The organism is Rufibacter sp. JT3400010 (genome assembly GCF_054956755.1).
Window position 1 is genome coordinate 44,388 of record NZ_JBUDXA010000030.1, and the last position, 18,950, is coordinate 63,337.

10 protein-coding genes are annotated in these 18,950 nt (G+C 31.8%); 1 reads left to right on the forward strand and 9 read right to left on the reverse strand.

Annotation, left to right across the window (positions count from 1 at the left end; all coding sequences use genetic code 11):
• Nucleotides 1-304: 304 nt before the first annotated feature.
• Complete coding sequence (locus tag ACY0JR_RS19830) at nucleotides 305-1,045, forward strand: hypothetical protein (protein WP_462635906.1); 741 nt, start codon at nucleotides 305-307, stop codon at nucleotides 1,043-1,045.
• Nucleotides 1,046-1,115: 70 nt separating this feature from the next.
• Here ACY0JR_RS19830 and ACY0JR_RS19835 read toward each other — a convergent pair whose 3' ends face one another.
• The 9 genes from ACY0JR_RS19835 to ACY0JR_RS19875 all read right to left on the reverse strand — a co-directional run.
• Entirely contained in the window at nucleotides 1,116-2,240 is a 1,125-nt protein-coding gene (locus ACY0JR_RS19835) for an MBL fold metallo-hydrolase (RefSeq protein ID WP_462635907.1), read from the reverse strand.
• 288 nt (nucleotides 2,241-2,528) lie between these two features.
• Complete coding sequence (locus ACY0JR_RS19840) at nucleotides 2,529-3,737, reverse strand: hypothetical protein (protein ID WP_462635908.1); 1,209 nt, start codon at nucleotides 3,735-3,737, stop codon at nucleotides 2,529-2,531.
• Nucleotides 3,738-4,036: 299 nt separating this feature from the next.
• Nucleotides 4,037-4,687, reverse strand: coding sequence for a M23 family metallopeptidase (locus tag ACY0JR_RS19845; protein ID WP_462635909.1), 651 nt, complete (start codon nucleotides 4,685-4,687; stop codon nucleotides 4,037-4,039).
• Nucleotides 4,688-4,713: 26 nt separating this feature from the next.
• The gene (locus ACY0JR_RS19850; protein WP_462635910.1) at nucleotides 4,714-4,884 is read right to left on the reverse strand and encodes a hypothetical protein; all 171 of its coding nucleotides are present in this window, start codon (nucleotides 4,882-4,884) and stop codon (nucleotides 4,714-4,716) included.
• A 306-nt stretch (nucleotides 4,885-5,190) separates the two neighbouring features.
• On the reverse strand, nucleotides 5,191-5,853 hold the full coding sequence (locus tag ACY0JR_RS19855) for a hypothetical protein (protein ID WP_462635911.1): 663 nt from the start codon (nucleotides 5,851-5,853) through the stop codon (nucleotides 5,191-5,193).
• Nucleotides 5,854-5,971: 118 nt separating this feature from the next.
• Nucleotides 5,972-15,277, reverse strand: a complete 9,306-nt coding sequence (locus ACY0JR_RS19860) for a hypothetical protein (protein WP_462635912.1) — start codon at nucleotides 15,275-15,277, stop codon at nucleotides 5,972-5,974.
• A gap of 7 nt (nucleotides 15,278-15,284) precedes the next feature.
• Nucleotides 15,285-16,790, reverse strand: a complete 1,506-nt coding sequence (locus ACY0JR_RS19865; protein WP_462635913.1) for a hypothetical protein — start codon at nucleotides 16,788-16,790, stop codon at nucleotides 15,285-15,287.
• 83 nt (nucleotides 16,791-16,873) lie between these two features.
• Nucleotides 16,874-17,662 carry a hypothetical protein gene (locus tag ACY0JR_RS19870; protein ID WP_462635914.1) on the reverse strand — a complete coding sequence of 263 codons (789 nt, stop codon included), beginning with the start codon at nucleotides 17,660-17,662 and terminating at the stop codon, nucleotides 16,874-16,876.
• A 624-nt stretch (nucleotides 17,663-18,286) separates the two neighbouring features.
• Nucleotides 18,287-18,950, reverse strand: a 664-nt coding sequence (locus ACY0JR_RS19875) for a hypothetical protein (protein WP_462635915.1), incomplete at its 5' end; no start/stop codon positions are given.

Sequence of the window (18,950 nt, forward strand, 5' to 3'; positions counted from 1 at the left end):
TACTTATCTAATAAGAAAACAATGAATGATAGTTCTAGAAAAACAACAAAAAATAAATATTCTGCAAAAACCTTGGCACTACTAGTTATAATACAAAACCATAAAATCACAATGCATTAACTATACTTTCTAGTAAAATTGAAAATTGTTTCAGTAATGATTACTGAAACAATTAATTAGACAAAATACATTATTTTTCATTTAGGTTTAGTTATGTGAAGAAATAAAGGGATCATAAACTTGTTCACAAAAATAAAATAAAATCATAATTAATTTTAATAAGAATAATAATAAAATTGAATTTATGGGTGAGATTAGAAAAACTGTATTTGTTCTTATAGCAGCAATGTTTCTTGGTAGCGCCACTGTCGACTTAACCAAAGATGCGAAGAACGATATCATTGGAAACCAACCGCGTATGGAAAGTGTTAAACTTGAATATGACAACTATGAAGTACTCCAAGCAATGGGAAAAAGTGCATTTGCAATTATTTCTTTGCTACTTAGTTCTATGTCAAAAACAGTTGCCAAACCAATATCAGATAACAAAATCCAGTTTTCTACGACAACCGAGATAAGCATTAAAGATACAGAAATACCAAAAAATGAACTCAACCAACAATCTACAGTAAACACTTCAGAAATAGTGTCATCAGAAAAAACTACAATATTTAATCTATGGAAAGACTATTCAGATGAAGAAGTTTCGATATACTTTAATCAGTGGAAACAAGATTTTATTGAATTAGTCCGCTTTAAATTATCTCAAGAATTTAATAATGGGCTAGAAATGATTCAGATTACCTTTGACAAACATGCTGGTACATTAAGGGTCCATTTGAAAAGTGTTTTAAACAAGGAGAACCTTGCGGAAAGTACAATTAAGGCAATTGGTGATGAATTAACTGAGATTTTAAAAGATTTGATTAAAGAAAAAATAATTAGGATTTCAATAGATGCTTATAAGAATAAAAAACATTTAAGAGATGCGATAAAGGACATTGTAAAATTACAAAAACAAGAGGTTCAAGATTTAAGAAAATGATTATCCACATTAATAATATAAAAACAAAAGTTAAAGAAATCAAATCTTTTTATATTCATTGATTGGTTTATTAATCATTTTTGATAAAATCATTTATCACCCCTTTTGAAACTTCCATTTCCAACTTTCCGTCTTTTTTTCCAATTGAGATAATACCATTTCTATCTGTTCGAGCGAATAAGATTTTCTCTTTCTTTTTTTCCAGAAAAGACAAAACACCTGGCTCAGGATGCATTGAATCATTTGCACCACCTGAATGGGCGAACATAACAATTTTTGATTCTATCCATTTATCAAGTAAATCTTCTGATAAACCATCATAAGAAGTATGATGAGAAGTTTTTATAAAATCATAGGGACCACTAGCCAATACTAAATCAGATAAAACTTTCATTTCTTCCTCAAGCCCAAAAACTTCAGGTTTTGCAAATTGCATATCTCCTGCAAGCAGAGCTGACCATCCATCCGAATCAAACTTTAACACAATGCTTTCACAATTGATTGCTCCTCTTGAATCGAAAGCCATAATTTCATTATACCGTTCAATTATTAATTTAGAATCATATAAAAATTGACCATTAAAAGTATTAACACTTGGATCTTTAGACAAAGCTTCTTTAGTTATATTTAAATGATTATTAGATGGACCAATAATAGCCATACCAAAATCTGCGAATTCTTTTTCTAATTTAGTATAATTCTCCTTTACACCATCATATAAGGTTACTTCACACCCATCATTCCTCAAATAATCTATTAACCCTTGGTAATCTTGCCTTAACATAGAAGCTTCAAAAATAAACTGCAATAATTGCTCATCATTTAGGTCACTTCTAAATTCTTCATTTAAGGCTTCAATCAATGCAGTAGCCTGCCCGAAGTCATTTTTACTCTCATCTTTATAATTATCTCCCCATCTCCAATCGGGATCAATAAGTAAGGCATTTTTAGCTTTGATATCACCCGTACGCACCAGTGTTGGAAGACACCCAATATGGTCACTATGGTTATGCGTTACAACCAGCAGATCAAATACAAAAGGAGGTTGTATATTCAATAATTTATTTAATTGAAACCGAATTGTATTGCTATCACCTGGGTGAGCACCATCTATAAGAATTTTTTTTTCGCCATTGGTGATCAAGATGCAATCACCATATTTTTCACTACCCATGTCAAGAATATGAATTTTCATAAAATTTCAGGTTTATAAATAATAAATTAATGTATAAAATATAAGTTCATCAATCAGGGTTCGAAGGTATAATAATTTAAGAAAAACATAAGAAACTCACATTATTAAAAATCTATATAGATATGAAATTTTAACTCTGGTTTTTAAATTATAATTTATTTACTGGTAAATATGATAACAAAACACAATTCCAACCTCATACTTTTAATAGTTTAGACAATACTAAAATTGAAGAATACACTTTTCAACAACTAAATTCTATAATTTTCAAATCAAAATAAATAGTTTTCAAACACTCAATTTTGGGAGTTTATTAGCTTTTTCCAATCCTCCCCAATCTTTAAATAATTTATTACCTATATCTTGAATTTCATCAAACCTTCTTGGTTTTCCATTGCCACTTCCAGAAAACACAATATAAAGAACATCCTTACGGAGGGTTCCGCCACTTTTTGGGTTAGAACGGATCTTTAAAATTTCGGCAGCTTTAATAGATATTTCGCCAAAAGCATCTGCAGGACCTACCTCTGAATAAATAGCAGCAGTATAGTTTCCAGTTTTTCTATCAATAATATAAGCAAAATCACCAAGCTTTGCACCAAGGTTACTTTTTTTAGGTAAAACTACATAAGGAAATTCATTAGCATTTACATAACATTTAGGATCTGATTTTTCAAAATTCTCCCAATCGCCATGTGCAGTTTTTGAAACAAAATAGCCAGGGAATGGATCATCTTCTTTTTGATAGATTGGATTGTTATTTTTGTCGGTTACAATTCCCCACCAGGACCATTGGTCAAGAAGTTTATCGGTTGGAGCTCCTTTAAATGGAGGCTTACCCGCATTGGCCAAATAATCAATACCTTTATCTCCAATTTTGTAAGCATTAGGAGCTCCATCAGCACAAATTTTTGCATAGGATTGACAAATTATAGTTCCTTCTCCTGCAACCCCCCAGACACGGTATATTAAATTTTCATTTCTTCTGAACTCAAAAACAGAATATAGTTTATTTTCATCCGAATTAGTTTTAGAGGTAGAAACCCTTTCTATTAAAAACGATTCATCTGAATATGTTTTACTAAAATCTAATGGCAAACTACTTTTATTTATTAATTTATCAAACCAGGCGAAAATAACTTTTTCATTATTTATTAGAGCTTTACTAGTGTTTTCTTTTACAGCATCTCCTGTGTTTGAGCTTGAGCAATGAATAACTTTCTTAGCCAGACCTTCTTCAGAAACTTCCGTAACTATACCCATATGTCCTTCTTTCTGCTTTCCATTTACATAATAATCACCATATACTGCTATACAGCCGGGTATTGCCTTTTCTATTCTAGTTAATAATCCTTTAGGATTTAAAGCATCCTTAAATGTAGCTGTGGTTTCGAACCATCCTTTATTACCATCACCATTATAATTAGCATAAAATTCATTTTGTATATGCCTGTTTATACCTAAACACCAAGCTACAAATCCACTACAGTCAAGCAACTTATCTGATCCTTCAAATGCAAATTTGGAATTAGGATTCTTTCCACCCTTACCTAATTTATACTTTTTCCTTGATTTAGCATTTTTCTAGCTCTTTCTATAAGCTCTGTAGAAGTGGAAGGATAGTCCATAGCAAATGAATTTAAAAAATTAATAAACCTATTTAATCAATAAAGTGTTTTAATTGTTTTAATAACCTTGTTCATTTGAAACAATAAGGGTAATTCCCAAACAAGTCTCTACTTTGTGTTTCCAATTTAAGCACTTTAAAAAAACATAAGGAATTAAATTATAGAAAATCAGGATACAAGGTCAGAATTACCACCTGAAAAGCCATTTGATTTTAAGTACAACAAATATTTAGTTGGGTTTAGTAACCTGGCTGGAGGATTAGGCTTATCCTTCATCCATCTAAGCGGTAGTTGAGAATTGTTATTATTTTCTACTTTATAGGTTTCAAAATGTAACATATTAGTTGCACTTATAAAACCAATTTGCTGTCCAGCTTTCACAAAATCACCAACGTTTAAATTGAGTCGATCTAAAGAATCTACCGTGACTTCCCCGTAGTTTGCTATAATATTTGAATGCTGTACAAGCAAGGCATAGGTTTCATCTCCATTTTTAGCCTTATAAAAATATTTAAAAGCAATAATTTTACCATCTTCACATGCAAAAACCGGATCATTATGATAGCCAAATAAATCAATGCCAACATGGTATCTTGAATCACCGGACTTGGTTTTCCTGTCAGCTAAAAATCTCCTTCCCTTTCTTCCTATCACAAATCCATCTTGGGATTCATATGAAACCAAACGTCCTTCGGAAATATTGGAATCAATTGGCCAATAACTATTTTGGGAAGGCTCTTGAGCAAAAGGGACAGGATTATTAGTTGGTACCCTTTTTGGAGGGGGATTAACCAAAAAAGTTTCAAAATTTAAAGGCAACTCTTCAACTGAATTATTAGTTTCTGCTACACTTCCATACCTTTAAAAATCACAAATGCATCTATACCGGTTACTGAAGCTAATATATTAAGGGAAGCAATATCCCAATCCGGGTGCTTTGCCAAATAACTGTTTAATGAATTAGCCAAATACTTCATATTTGGAAATTGTTCCGCTGCAACAATTGTATTTTGCATAATTTTAATTATCTAGTAATAAATGAAATTCAATAACCAATAAGGGACAGAAAAGTAGTATTATTATACTATATCAATACTATTAATGGCAAGCTCTATTATTTTCCCAAACCAATTTTAAATCAATGCAATTAAAATGTAAGAATCTAAACTGATAATAATAAATAGCTTTTTAAAAATTCAAAAACTTGACTTAATCTATACTTAGGTAAACTTCAATTAATTAAGTTAAAACCAAAGGAATACAGCTTTAAAAAAAGGAAATAGGCTAAAAAATGAAATATGTTAATTCTGAAATAAAGAACTTTATACAGTTATAGATTTTGATAAAAATAGTTTATACTCCTCTTCATTCAATTGCATCGTCTCTTCTTTTATGGTATAAAATTGAATACCTTGTATATTACCATTAGGATGGGTTAAGGGAGGAGCCGTTTGTGGCACTTTTACAAAGATGCCACCCGGGTCATCCGACCCTGCGGTTCTCCATCCGTAAACTCCTTTTAACACCCTTATCCCATATATTAATTCAGGGATATTTCTATATGGATCCTGAATAGTATTCTTAGATGTAGAAATAATATGAGTTATATGATTCTTTAATTTTGTGCTTTCCGGGTGTTGGGTATTGTTAGCAATATTTACAGCCTCATTAATCCTGCTTAGAATTGGACTATCAATTATTACTTTCCCAATGGTGTTATTGGAGAATCCTTTAAATTGTTTTGCCTGACAGCCACTTGATGAAACTGGTGCGCATATAAAATCAATGTATGTCCTGGCTTCTTTTGAGCAAAAGATATAACTTTTCCCCAAGGCCTTTCTATTAATAATCACCGACTTCATAGCTTCTAGTACAACATTAATTTCCTCAAAATTATAGCCTACTTGCATTGGCGTACGTGCTTCAGCCAGAAGCAAGTGTTGGAAACACCCTACGTCAGTATTAACATCATCTAAAATAACCATTTTTAATTTTCCTTAACTTATATTTATTTCATAATTAACAGCGAAACTTAACCAAAAATTTAATTTTACATTAAAGCTTATTTTGCATTAAGATTTTATGTAAAATCTCCAAAAATAATTAACTTTTAAAGATTGTATCAGCAACAAAAACTGGTAAATCAATTTCATCAGAAGTATTGTTATAAATCGTTATTGAAACTGCAGGATAGCCGTTACTGTAAGATTTATATTTATCGTCAAAGGAATTTTCATTGGTGTCCTTCGATGGTAATCCCCCAGCTTCGAACTCCATTTGTTTAAGTATAACAACTGGTAACTTTGCTTTTCGATCTTGGTTTAAATCAGTTGTGTTTATTAGAAACTTTGCAGTTGATTTGTATGGAAGGTTAACAGTTTTTATTTTTTCATAAACCTGCTGTAAATTCACAGTTCTTGGTAATAAAATAGGGGAATGATACCTTATTTGTGGGCTGGCCCAAGTTGAGGTACTTACAGTTTCGGTTGAATATATAAACTCTTCATTTTTAATTCGTTTGTTTCTAACACTCTTTATTTCTGGCATTACTGAAATAATTCTTCTTTCCAGACTTTTAAGAATATCGAAGCCCTCCCCATCCAGAACAATAGTTAATTCACCGTTTTTTCTAGTTGCATTAATATTAAACTTTACTAAAGAATCTTTTACATGCTCCCATTTACCTGCAACATTTTTAATTAAGGAAAATTTAAAAGTTCTCTCGTCTTTATTTAATATTGAATTAAAGGAAGACTGGGCTGAAATCTGGGATGTTAAATCATCTATAAAATCTCTGTCATTAAAGGTTAGATTATTTTGCTCCAACATTGATGACCAATAGGCAATAAATCCTTTAAAATCTTTATTTGATCGTGCAGAAGCTTTAAATAAATCTTTTACCTTTATCGTAATATCCAATTGATCATTAGCGACATAAGCATCTTGTTGGTCTTCTGGAACTCCTGGAATCAAATCCGGATCAGCAATTTTTAATTCGTAACTCCATTTGCCTATATCCTCGCTCCAGCTTAGGATACTATCCTTTTGCTTTTGTTCTGCTTTATGCCCAATTATACTTGGTTTCAATGGAAACCTCCTAATAATTCTTGGCCATTGCTTTTCATTTGTACTTGTATCGGTTCTAATTTCTGTTATCAACAAGATTGGTTCTATCAACTGTATCCAAGTTGATTTTTCAATTTCATTTCCAATTTTCTCAATATCAAATTCAATATGCGTTATTTTTGGTAAAAACTTTAATTCTATATTAGGCTTAAAATTTATCTGGTCAAACAATATGAACCATTTAGGTTTAACTTTATCATTCTCTTTTGGATCAGTTTGAGGCCAATACTCATTATTAATGATTGTAAAATCAATTTTAGAAGATATTAAATTAAAATTTTCCTGTTTATCAATGCTTATAGTAAGCCTATAATTTTTGAAAATTTCAACGTTATAATCAGATGGTGTTAAGTTTATAATTCCATCATAACTATAAAAGTTTTCCAGCCTCTCCATTAACAAACCCCGAAATTCCCGTTGCAACTTTTCCTGCTGGCTAATTGGTGGAAGTTCAGAATCTTGTAAATCGACATTTCCCGTTTTATTCTTTAATTCCTGCTCAACTAATTTCTTTTTATTATACAACAATATAGATGCATAATTTTTACCTGTTGTATCAGCACGGCTTAATCCTGTTATTTGGTTAGGAGAAAGCAATTGGTCAATTTTAGCCAGGATCAATCGCAAACCTTTGTCTAAATCTACTTTGGAGAAGGTACTTGCTGCGTTACTACTTGTATAAGGTTTATAATCACCAGACCAAAGTTGGTTACTGTAAGGCTTAATAGCATAATAGCTTGTTCTTTGGAGTGGAATTAATTCACCTGGTTTCAACTTTTCTAGTAGATCCCGTCTTATTAAATAAATTATTTTATTCTTTTTGTCATTAGAACTTAAACCTAATGTATAAGGGCAAGAAGGAGCGCTACTTATAGATTGATTTAATGCTTTAAGTACATCTTCCGGTTTTTGGTTCTCCACTGCAACATCCTCTTTTGGTTTAAACAAAGAAATTGGGGTTTCTACCTCTCGTCGCATATTCTCATCCCAAGTATCCTGTTCAGTTAAAACAAACAATTGTTCATCTGTAGGCCTTTTGATTGTAAGTAATGGCAAAAGTTGGGTTTTTAGTTCATCTTTACCTTTTATAGAGAAAATTAAATCTCTACTTTCTTTAAGTATAGGCTCTTCAAAGTTGTTATAAATATGTTCCAGAAAATCAATACAAATTTGCTTTAAGTTTGTATCCTTTTTTACAAAAGGATAATTGAAAATGACATTGGCCTTATCATCATTAATCTGTGCAATAATTGTATTTACAGTTTCTAATATTCTTTTTTTATTATTTGAAAAACCATTAGATAGATCTTGATTTTCGAAAGCTTTTATTTTTAATTCAAAAACAAGCTGATTCTCTTTATATTCTTTAAACCAATAGGAAAAACTAATAAAAGGCCATGAGTTAATAGGGATGAGCTTATCAAAATACTTGTGCTTATAATTAAATTTTTTAGTTAAATCTAAAGAATGGTAACCATAAATATCTCTTACACCAAAAGAAAGCGTTATTTCCTTTCCTATATATTTATACCGATCTAAATTTCGTTCAGAACTTAATTTATCGATTGGAGTGATATGATTATAAAAAATTTTTCCAGAGATTAAATCACCTTTTTCATCATACTTATGGGTTGGCATGAGTGGTAGAACTTTACTACGAGTTATTTCCTGGCTACCTTCTATACCGAATTCTACTGGCAGAAAAATCTCTTGGCCAAGACCAGGCTTTGGCTCATTACGTGCCATAATAAAACCAAAACAATGGGCCGGCATGGTAGCATGATATTCTTTAACTGGTTCTAACACCTCCTGGCCAGTTTGTTCATGCACTTTAACCTTTAATACTTCTACAAATAAACTATACACGGATCTGTCTAATTTCTCAAACAAACCATCATTATCAACTACCTTGATATAATTGTTATATCCATTAAAAGCTATACCTGCCTCTGATTCGAAACAGAAAACTAATGTATATTCAGGCGTTGCATTATCAGGTTTCTCGGCAGGAATCTCTTTATTAAAGATTTCGGAATTTTCACTTTCCAGTAAATAAAAACCACCATTGTTTGTAATAACACCTTCCCATAAAATATTGATAAACTTTTCTTTCTCACTAAGGTTAGCCAAAAAACTCTCTGGTTCGGCCAAAGCACGTGCTTTTTCTTGTAGTATTACAGGAGGGTGCGTTTTAGGTGAAAGATTTGTTTTAATTATTCTCGTTTTGGTTTCTTCCCCAGGTTTAATGATTGGTATGAAACTTACAATGTCATTATCTTTCTTACTTAAATAAATAGATATCTTGCTAATCGATGTATTTGACTCCCTAATCTGATGCATTAAAGTAAGGTCGTCGATAAAAACATTCACTAATTCTAAAAGTTTAGTTTTGCCACCTACCAAGTGAGGCTTTACTTTTACTTCCACATTTGCACTGGAAGTAAAAGGTATTGAATCCTTCAATTCTATAGAATCAGCATTGTTATATACCTTGAGGTTAAGATTAACCTTCTTTCTACTGAAATGTTGATATATTTTTTCAGGAATTGTAAAGTAACGATAAACTAAATTATTTTCTTTTAACAGGATATTACTGTTGGTAATTGGCAGTTTGACATCTACCAGTTGAAAAGGTTTTTCCTCATTAATAGAAATGAATTGGTTTTTAACTTCTTCCAAATTAACGTTAAATATTTTTTCACCTTCTGCAATAAAGTCTTCAAGTCCTTTATCAGAAAACATATCTCCTTGAAAAGATATTGATTTAGGAGTTGGGCTGGAGATATCCACTTTTTCTATTCTGACATCTGCTGTTGATAAATTAGCATTTTCAACAAATCCTTTAATGGTGGTCGTTTGCCCTATTAATTTATAAAAAGGTATTGACTCATAATATTCTTTGTTATCAACTGTTTTAGGGTGAAGTACATCTGGTAATTGTAAGCCATTGTTGTAAAAATAATTTAGCTGTCCAACAACGGTGTTTACAACTTCTAATGGTTTAATTTCAACCTTCTTAGGTGTATTTAACTCATTTCCGTCTTCTCCAATTGTAATTTCATTATAGCGGAAAACAAACAAATAATTATCCTTTCCGGGGGTTGATGAAGGAACTTTATCCAATTCAACATCGGGTAACACGGTGTTTGCCTGGCGTTTATCAATTTGATTTATAAAAATATTGTAACAGGCCTCTAAAGTAAGCAAGCCTATCATTTTAAAATATTCTGGAATAATGGCATTTTCCCGAACATCCAATAAATTTTCTAACCCCGCCATTCCCGAAGATTTGCTCCTGTTAACAAATTGGGTCATGTAAGCGTCAAAATACTCCTCAATTTGGGCTATTTGGTCTTGAGTGTATTCTTTTCTGTTTAGTATTTCTTGTGTAATTGTGGTCTTACTTGTATTATCTTCAAAAATATTTGATAAAATTAGCTTAAAGCCATTCTCTGTATAAAAAGGCTTTTGACCTTTTTCTTGTGCTTTTACTTTATATGTTATTGGAATAGGAATGGGCCTAAAAGGGCACGATTCACTTTGTGTCCCGTTACTGCAGTCATTGGTTTTTATAAGCGCAATAAACTCGTCAGCCTCTTTTGTGCTAAAGCCAAAGTTATCCATTAAAAATGCTTTATCAGTTTTATCGTCCTCCGTATAGCCGGAGTAAAACACTGGCACAAAATCACTTGTATCAAATTCAATGTTTTCACCTTGCTCGCCCTCAAGAAAAACAGATCGCAAAAATTCATAAGGAAGTGAAGGTCCATAAACTGAAAATACAGCTTCGAAAATGGGCTTAATAATATTGTCTTTCAGCAAATTAAATTCCGAGAATACCAATTCTTTTTTACCTGCTTCATTATCGAATTTGTATCCAAAAAAATTGACAGCAAACTGATGGATAAGTTTTCTTTCGCCTTCCGCTGTTTTTGTAACTGCAGGAACATAAATAATTGGAATCTGGCCAAACTTAATCTTAATTGGTGCCTTTGTTGCCGTTAATCGTGAAATACGGAATCTTCTGTCGGATCCGCCAATTGTATAAGGCAACCGTACTTTCGCAGAAAAGGACAAGGTTATTGTAATACAAATTTTCTTCCGGAATATCCGGAAGCAAGCTATAGTAACTCTTACCCTAACATTAACTTCCCCCTCCAGGTAAATTGGCACAGGTTTTAAACTACCGTTTATGATAACTAATAAAAATCCGAATTCCACCCTCAGCATAATGTATACCGAGGCCTTAATAATTTTAAAATCTACGTAACCTATCAATTCAGCAATTGCGCCTACTCTACCCCGCAAAGCAAAATGATCAGGAAAAAATGTTTTTAATCCACCAGGCTTATCTTTGTTGAACGCGAAAGCACCTTCCAGTATACCATACACACTAATAGATGCTCCCACATAAAATATACCTTTATCAATATATGCCCCCAGTCCTATTCTGAAGGCAAAACCTGCTTGGATAATACTTACTCCATCTCCTGGATTGCTAGTCGGATTACCCTTTATTTTGGGGAGTAAATGCTTATAATGATCGAAAATAGATAATGTAGCCGAGCTAAGCCGGGTAATATACATACCTGCCCAACCTACAAATGGCTTAATTTGGATTAGACAAGAACGCGACCAATCATTCGTTGTTCTAGGAAAACCAACATCTCCTTTCCAATCACCATTGGTATAAATATCTATGCCAATGTTAGGCAACGTTAAAGCTGCTCCACCCAAATCTATATTTCGGAGGCTTGGATCTAGCGCAAATTCAAGAGACCAAACTCCTAAGTTTTCTGAGACCTTTTTATAAAGGATATCAATTCCAAATAATCCTACTAATTGCACATACACACCATACAATACAGGATCATTGAAAACAAACTTAAGATCAATAACATCTTTCCAAGAATCAGGAATTACATTTTCAGAAGCTATTAATAAGTTACTATTTGGATTATAAAGCTTAGTCGGGAAATTGCCTGTTTTGCAAATATCGTTTTCAGGATCAAAAATTATCTTTATTTGATCCATGGCGACATTGACAACTTTAATTTGGTCCAAGCCATTAATGCTAACCCTTTGCCCTAAACCTAAGGTAAGTTTATTACTTGCGTTGGATACATAGGAAACAAGCCAGGCAATTTTATCTCCAGGTTTGGCAAAAATTAAAGCACTAAAATTATCTTCCTTTGGTGGTAGTTGGATGTTTAAAATTGTTAACCGGGCATTTATCAGATTTAAAACATACTGTTCGCCGAGCTTACAAACATCTACTTTAGCAATATTTAACTTTAAAGACCCAAATAATTCTAGATGTAATCCTTTTTTACTTGGGCGGTCAAACTTAAAACCAACAGCAAAGCCTCCTTTGATACTCCAGCCAAAAAGTAATTGCCCTTTAATTGCTCTCAAGGCAGCTAAATTACCTAATGTGCCCAGATCCAGGTCAAAAACAAAGGAGAAGAGGCTAACAGATTTGCCAATGGATATATCCGGAACCCTAAAAAGAGGAAGTTGGAAAAAATCGAAATCAATATCAATACCAGAAGCATCCAACCGCTTCATTTTAAAACTTTGGAAATGGCTGAAGCGAATGGGAAAGCTGGTTAAGAAACCTTTTTTCTCAAAATTTATTTTTGGAAGTACAAACAGGTTGGATAAATCAGGAATAATATCCGGAAGTTCTACTTTATCTAACTTAAAAGCAAGCCCGATATTGGAAAAGTCTATAAATTCAAGGGAGATAATATTAGGAATATCCCAACTATCTAATTTAGCCCGGGCATCCAGGTCAAACCGGAAGCCATCTGTTTCGGGAGCATAGCTAAAACCAATTCTGTTAATCTCGATTTCTTTCAGTATAGCCTTGTCACCTTCTTCTCCAAACTTTATCTTTCCGTTTAATTTGGAAGTAAATACAAGTTCGCTCTGATCTTCCTGGTTAGCCTGAATTAAATTTTTCTTCTGGTACGTTCCATTTAACCGAATTAAATTTGGCTTCTCAGTTGTATGCCCATCATTATCATGAGATAATTTTAATGGATCAATACGTACATTATCATCGAATAAACCAGGTACTTGCAAAAAAGCAAACGATTCAAAATCTTCAATGGAAGAGTTTCTAAACTTTACTTTTAATTTAGAAAGTATAAATTTCCATTTATCATTACTAAAATAATCTGATATTAATTTATAATCTTTTGGATCATTAAAGGGGTTATAATCTATTAAACCATAAAATGAAGTAGATTTTATATCTACCTTACCATCGGATAATTTAGTTTTGTTAACTGGAAAAGCCGCATACTGAAATTTAAGCTCGGTGTTAAGTGCAAGTTTGTTATTTTGGTCTTTCTTATTTAGGCGCTGGGATGATGCCAAACCAGTAAAAATAGCAGGAAGGTTTTCGGCACTACCAATAGGAACGTTTAATATAAAAACACCCTTCCAATCTTCATCATCCAGAATAGAGTTCTTAAAATAATCATCTTCAAATTCAAGTAATTTTTTGTCTTTAATTTCTCTTATAATCTCATTAAGCCTTATTCGATCCCCTAACTGAACCCCATTATTAGACCATAAGGCACTATTATTTAATAAATCTCGCGTTTTACCTTTATAGAACTTAAAGACTATGATAGTATCATCTATTAGTTCTTCTCTTGTGGTTTCTTTAAATAAGGTGGTTAAGTCAATTTCAAAAAGCTCAGCAGACAATTTAGATTTGTTAATAGCAAATCGGGCATTTAACTCAAAATCAGAATATTCCTGCAAGAGTCCAGGCGTAAGTACCAAAAAAACCTGGTCTTTGCGCAACGATGCATCAAGGTCAGCAGTTTCTCTTTTATCTTTAAGTAAAAATTGAAATTTGCTACCATCTAGCTTACTCGTTTGGGTATCGTCTTTAACAAAATTGTAAGTATTACCTTCTTTCAGAAAACCTTGAGGGGTTATATAAGCCTCATCCGTGAAAAATGCCGGTGCTTGTTTTCTATAAGGCGATATCCTTTTATATCGGTCTTTTCTTAAAACTTCTTCAATCCTTATTAATTCTGGTTCTCCTTTAAAAGCTAGGGTAGGAATAACGGGAATAGTAACATCAGATGTTAAATCTGCATTTTTAATAAAGGAATAATTACTTTCTGGCCCTTTATTTAAAAAAATTGGCGACTGCTCTGAATCTATATTATGAGTTCTATTGCCAATTGTAACTAAAGTAGTAGTAGTGTGCCTATTGTATTGCTTAAGCACTCCTTCCTTTTCATCTACCAAGGAATCGGAACTATCAGTAAATTCTAATAATATCTCACCAGCAGAAGCCGCCAGAGACTCTGTACCAGAAAACCCCAACAGACACTGCTCATCATTACCTCTAGAAATAAGTTTTACTTTTCCTAAAGGTCTTATAAAATGTCTATCATAACGAGAATCGGTACTATCAGTATTTAACCTAGCAAAAGCAAAATACAAATTGGAACCCGTTTCAAATATGGCAAATTGGTTTCCTTTACTATCACAAAAATTTGTTTTTAAATCTTTTTTAGAAAGAGTAAAATGGCTCATATACTTTCCATCAGGAGCCTGAAGTTCTTCGAAGGGAAAATAATTGCCTCTAAATTCTGCATCAGGTAATTCTTCCTGAGGAAAAAGATCATACGTAACTGCTGGTTCTTTTCTCTCATCTATGTTTTTTTGAGAAATGAAAGGTATTTTAATTGGAATAAATTTAATCTTATTAAATTTTGACTCCATGTATATCGAGCTAAAATTAGGAGAGCCGATACCCAAATCAAAGTAAAACAAAGTTGGATTTATTTCACCTTTATTAACTTTAACTAATAAATTCGATAATTCATTAATATAAATTTTATCGGCAGAGATATCAACATTTTTATCTTTAAGTCCCAACAATACAAACCGGTATTTTGAAGTATTACCAGAAGCATATTTTGGAGAGATAGCAGCGGCTTCTATCCTTCTTTTATCTAACCTTATAATTCTCCTTTTATTATCATCATTAAAGCTGTAGTTATCCATCCAAAGAAAATAACCAGTAGTGGGTGGTAACTCAAATGGCTTATCAAGAAAAATTGTATCTATATCTTTTGGATGACCCTCACCTTTAATAAACAGTAATACCCATTTTGTCTGGTTTTCAACAAAGGAGTTATCAAATGAAATTTGCTCATCCACACTCCCCTTTTTATATAAGAATGTCTTGACATACCCATTATTGCCATCAGGAGCAAAAAAATCATTGTATACCTTTTTAAACACCATACTAGTATTATTTATAATTTATAACATCACCAGGTAAAAGATAAAATCTTGAACTTTTATATTTAATTTTTCTGAGAGAACTTCCATGAAGTCTTTTTACAAGAGGTTTGTGATAAACCAAACCATTACCAACAACATCCTTTAATTTGTAACCAAAAGGTTGGTAACTTAAATTAGAACTGATATAAATAGGTATGGCAGGAACTATAGGACTACGGGTACCAAAAACACCGAATGGGGATAAGTTGGTGTTCAAAGTAGAATCATTCATTAAGATATCTAAATTCCCCCTATACAAAACCAATGTATTACATTGCATTCCATTATATTGCCTACAATATTCCGATAAGTCATCATCATCCTCAAAACCACCGTTACTATTGTTGGTTTTTAAATAACTTTGGTAAATAAATAGGTACTTAGCAGAATTTATTTCTTTAGAAAAATCAGGATCTATGCTAGAAGATAATAATTTAATATTTCCATCACCAAATCTATTATTTGGAACAGAACTCCGAGAAAAAGTAATACTTAAAAATGGATCAAAATTATTTATAACAATTCCTGTACTAAGTTGTATTCTCCTAAAGCTGATTAGCGATTGGCCTGAAAACTGTTCATAATAAAAGTTATTATCCAAAGCGTTTTCAAGTTCACTTCTTTTTAATCTCAATGTAACTTCCTCAGTATTTTTCTCAATGCTTCTATCATTTTTATCCATTAAGCTCTTTATCTCTTTTAAATATCTATCCACCATACCAGCGTTTTCTAAATTACGTCCATCAATAATAATGGAATGATCTACTCTTAAGTGAATTTTAGGATTTAACGGTAGTAAAGAAAACCTGTCCATTGCCTTATAACCGTACCTGCTTAATGATGCTTCTTGTGGAGCAGGAATTAATTCGTAGATTTTTTCAACAATATTTTGACTTACTGAATTAGGCCAATTTTCATTAATTCCTAGTAAATCTAAATCTAGTAACAATTGAAAGGTTAAATCTGTAAATTTATTAACCCAAGGTTTGTTATTATCAGTTAATATCCTTTCGTAATAGAATTCTATAATAAGATCGCTTCTATTTAAAGGAGAACTCCTTAAGTAACCTATTTTGTAAGCACCATCCGGACCGTCATAATAGTCATATTTATTACTTGACTTAAATTTTGATTTTATATCAAAACTATTTTTTCTCTTATTAACAGTTAAACCGTATTCAGGTTCATCTTCTATCCAGTAATAACTTTCATGTTCATATTTAGCTTCACTGATTTTTTCCAAGCAGTTTGCATAATCAGAGTCTAACCCTTCAATATTTACAATATGGTACTTCAATCTTTTTATAACATTCCCATTTTTATTGAGCTTCAAATTAGATTTAGGGGGTAAAAGAAACTCCGAGTCAATTGAACTTGGATTTGAAACAATGGATTTTACCCTATAAGCTGTTGGATTACAGCTTATAATAATAAAAGCTGAGAACAAGTAAAATATTCTTACTTTAACCTTCATTATGTATTTAATTCAAATTGGTAATTAGAATTATCACAAACACAAAAAATAGTGTTAATTTTAGATTAACTAATTTAAACAGGTTAAGCCAATGTTATGACTATAAAAAACTTATATTCTAAAATTTTATATAGAAAATTATAAAATTTCCTTTTTTGTTTATTAGCATTAACTTCACCCATTAAGTGCTTATAATCTTTCCTTAACTCGTTGTATTTATTCATTTGGTTAGTATTTTCAAAGTATTCATTATTTTGTAAGAAATAAATATTCATCACATGCATTAACCGAAGTACTGTTTTATAACCGTACCTTAATGCAAATCTTAAATCTTTATCTTTTCTAGCGTATTGCGCTAGAAAATAATGAAAGTAAGTTAATTCATTTACAGTTATTAACTTTAACTTAAGATAATATTCAAGCTTTGTGTAGAAATCAAGAAGATCATCAAAAGATTGGCGTGCCCTTTGTTCACTGGGGCAAGTAACAGGTTCGCCTGCAGACAAATGGTCACGTAATATCCTACTTATGAAAGCCTTAAAATCTTGTTTTTTTAAAGGCATTAAGCTACCATAAGCAATTAATTCCTGGTCTGTGAGGCTACTTATTTCTTTTATTTTAATTTTAGGATGTTCTTTTTCGATTCTCAACTTCAATTCTGTAGTTAAAAGCCCAAAATCATCTAAAATCCGCTTAGCTAAGAATGTATTCTGATCATTGAATGATTTTATAAGAATTTCTAAAAACTCTGACCTCTTTACATAAATAGTTCTTCGCCATGTCCTAATACTTAACCAAACCCCAATTGTAGTTAAAATAATGGTAATTATTTTAACTACAATATCCATAACTCTGTATTCATCTTCTGACATAGTTATATATATCATTTTACAAGCTGAGTTTATTGGCTATGGAATAGATTAAAAAATAAAACCAAAAAAATTCGGCGAATTGTTATATAATAAATTAGATACTATAAAATAGAATTGATTTAAATTTGGTTAAAAAATTCAAGCATTCTTTTAACTCAAATAATTATTAAAACTGAAATATGTGTAATAAGCAAACCTTAAAAATACTAGTTATAGAAATGCTTATATAAAAAATTTAAGGCATGGTACAATTATTGATTGGGCTTTTTGATTTTTCACCATACAAATTCATCTTAATTTGAGGCTTTCATTCTTGTACAGTAGCAAGAATACTATACATTTGATGTTAATTGCACTTCAACAGTGGTACTATTGGATGCCATACTTAAAGCATATACTACTTTTTCAACAGCCTTTTTAACATTTACTCTTCCTGCATCAATTGGCTTATTCATTTCTTCCTTAGAAGATTTGGAATTTTGTCCTCTAGGCTATCCTTGTTTTTATTCTATCTTTAAATAATTAAAATCATTAATTCTATTTTTTTATTAAATTGCAAATTCTTCTTTTTGAACTAGTTTTATTATTATGTAATGTTCCTTACTTTCAGCACTTTTAATAAACTTATTTTGGGCTTGGATTTTCGTTTCCTGAGGATGCGATTCTATTTACGGCATAAGGTATTACGCCAATTCCAAGTGCTAACAGCACCCCTACAAATCCGGTTAGAGAAGGAACTTGTGGTGCATCCGGCTTTGTGATCAACATATAATAAATAATAAAAGAAGCTAGACCAGATCCAATTGCAACTGCAGTATGACCTGCCATGAATACTATTAACCTGCTTACACTTGCAACTCTAACAGAAGGTGGGGTCCCATTTTCCATTTGTTTCTGGTGTAGAAATAATCTATTATCTAAGTACTTATTTCGTAAAGAAGTTTCTGCAGCAATCAGGTTATTCAAAGTAGCTGCCTCAGGAAAGTTAGGGCCTGACGTTAATGGAGATTTACCAAAAATTGATCTGGCTTCTTCAATCTGGATTCTTGCAATTGCAGCATTCTCCTGCATTACTATCTCTTTATCTGATAAAGCTTCCTTTATGCTCATTTTACTAAACCAAACCCAACAAAGTACTATTACATGCAAAAGAATTGGAGAAAGCGCAATAAAATATGCAACCCATGATGGATTATTACTATTTACATTTTGTTCAGGTCCTTTTCCTTCGGAAGTAGTGCCACCGGAAGTAGTGCCACCGGCAGTAGTTCCGGAAGTAGTGCCACCG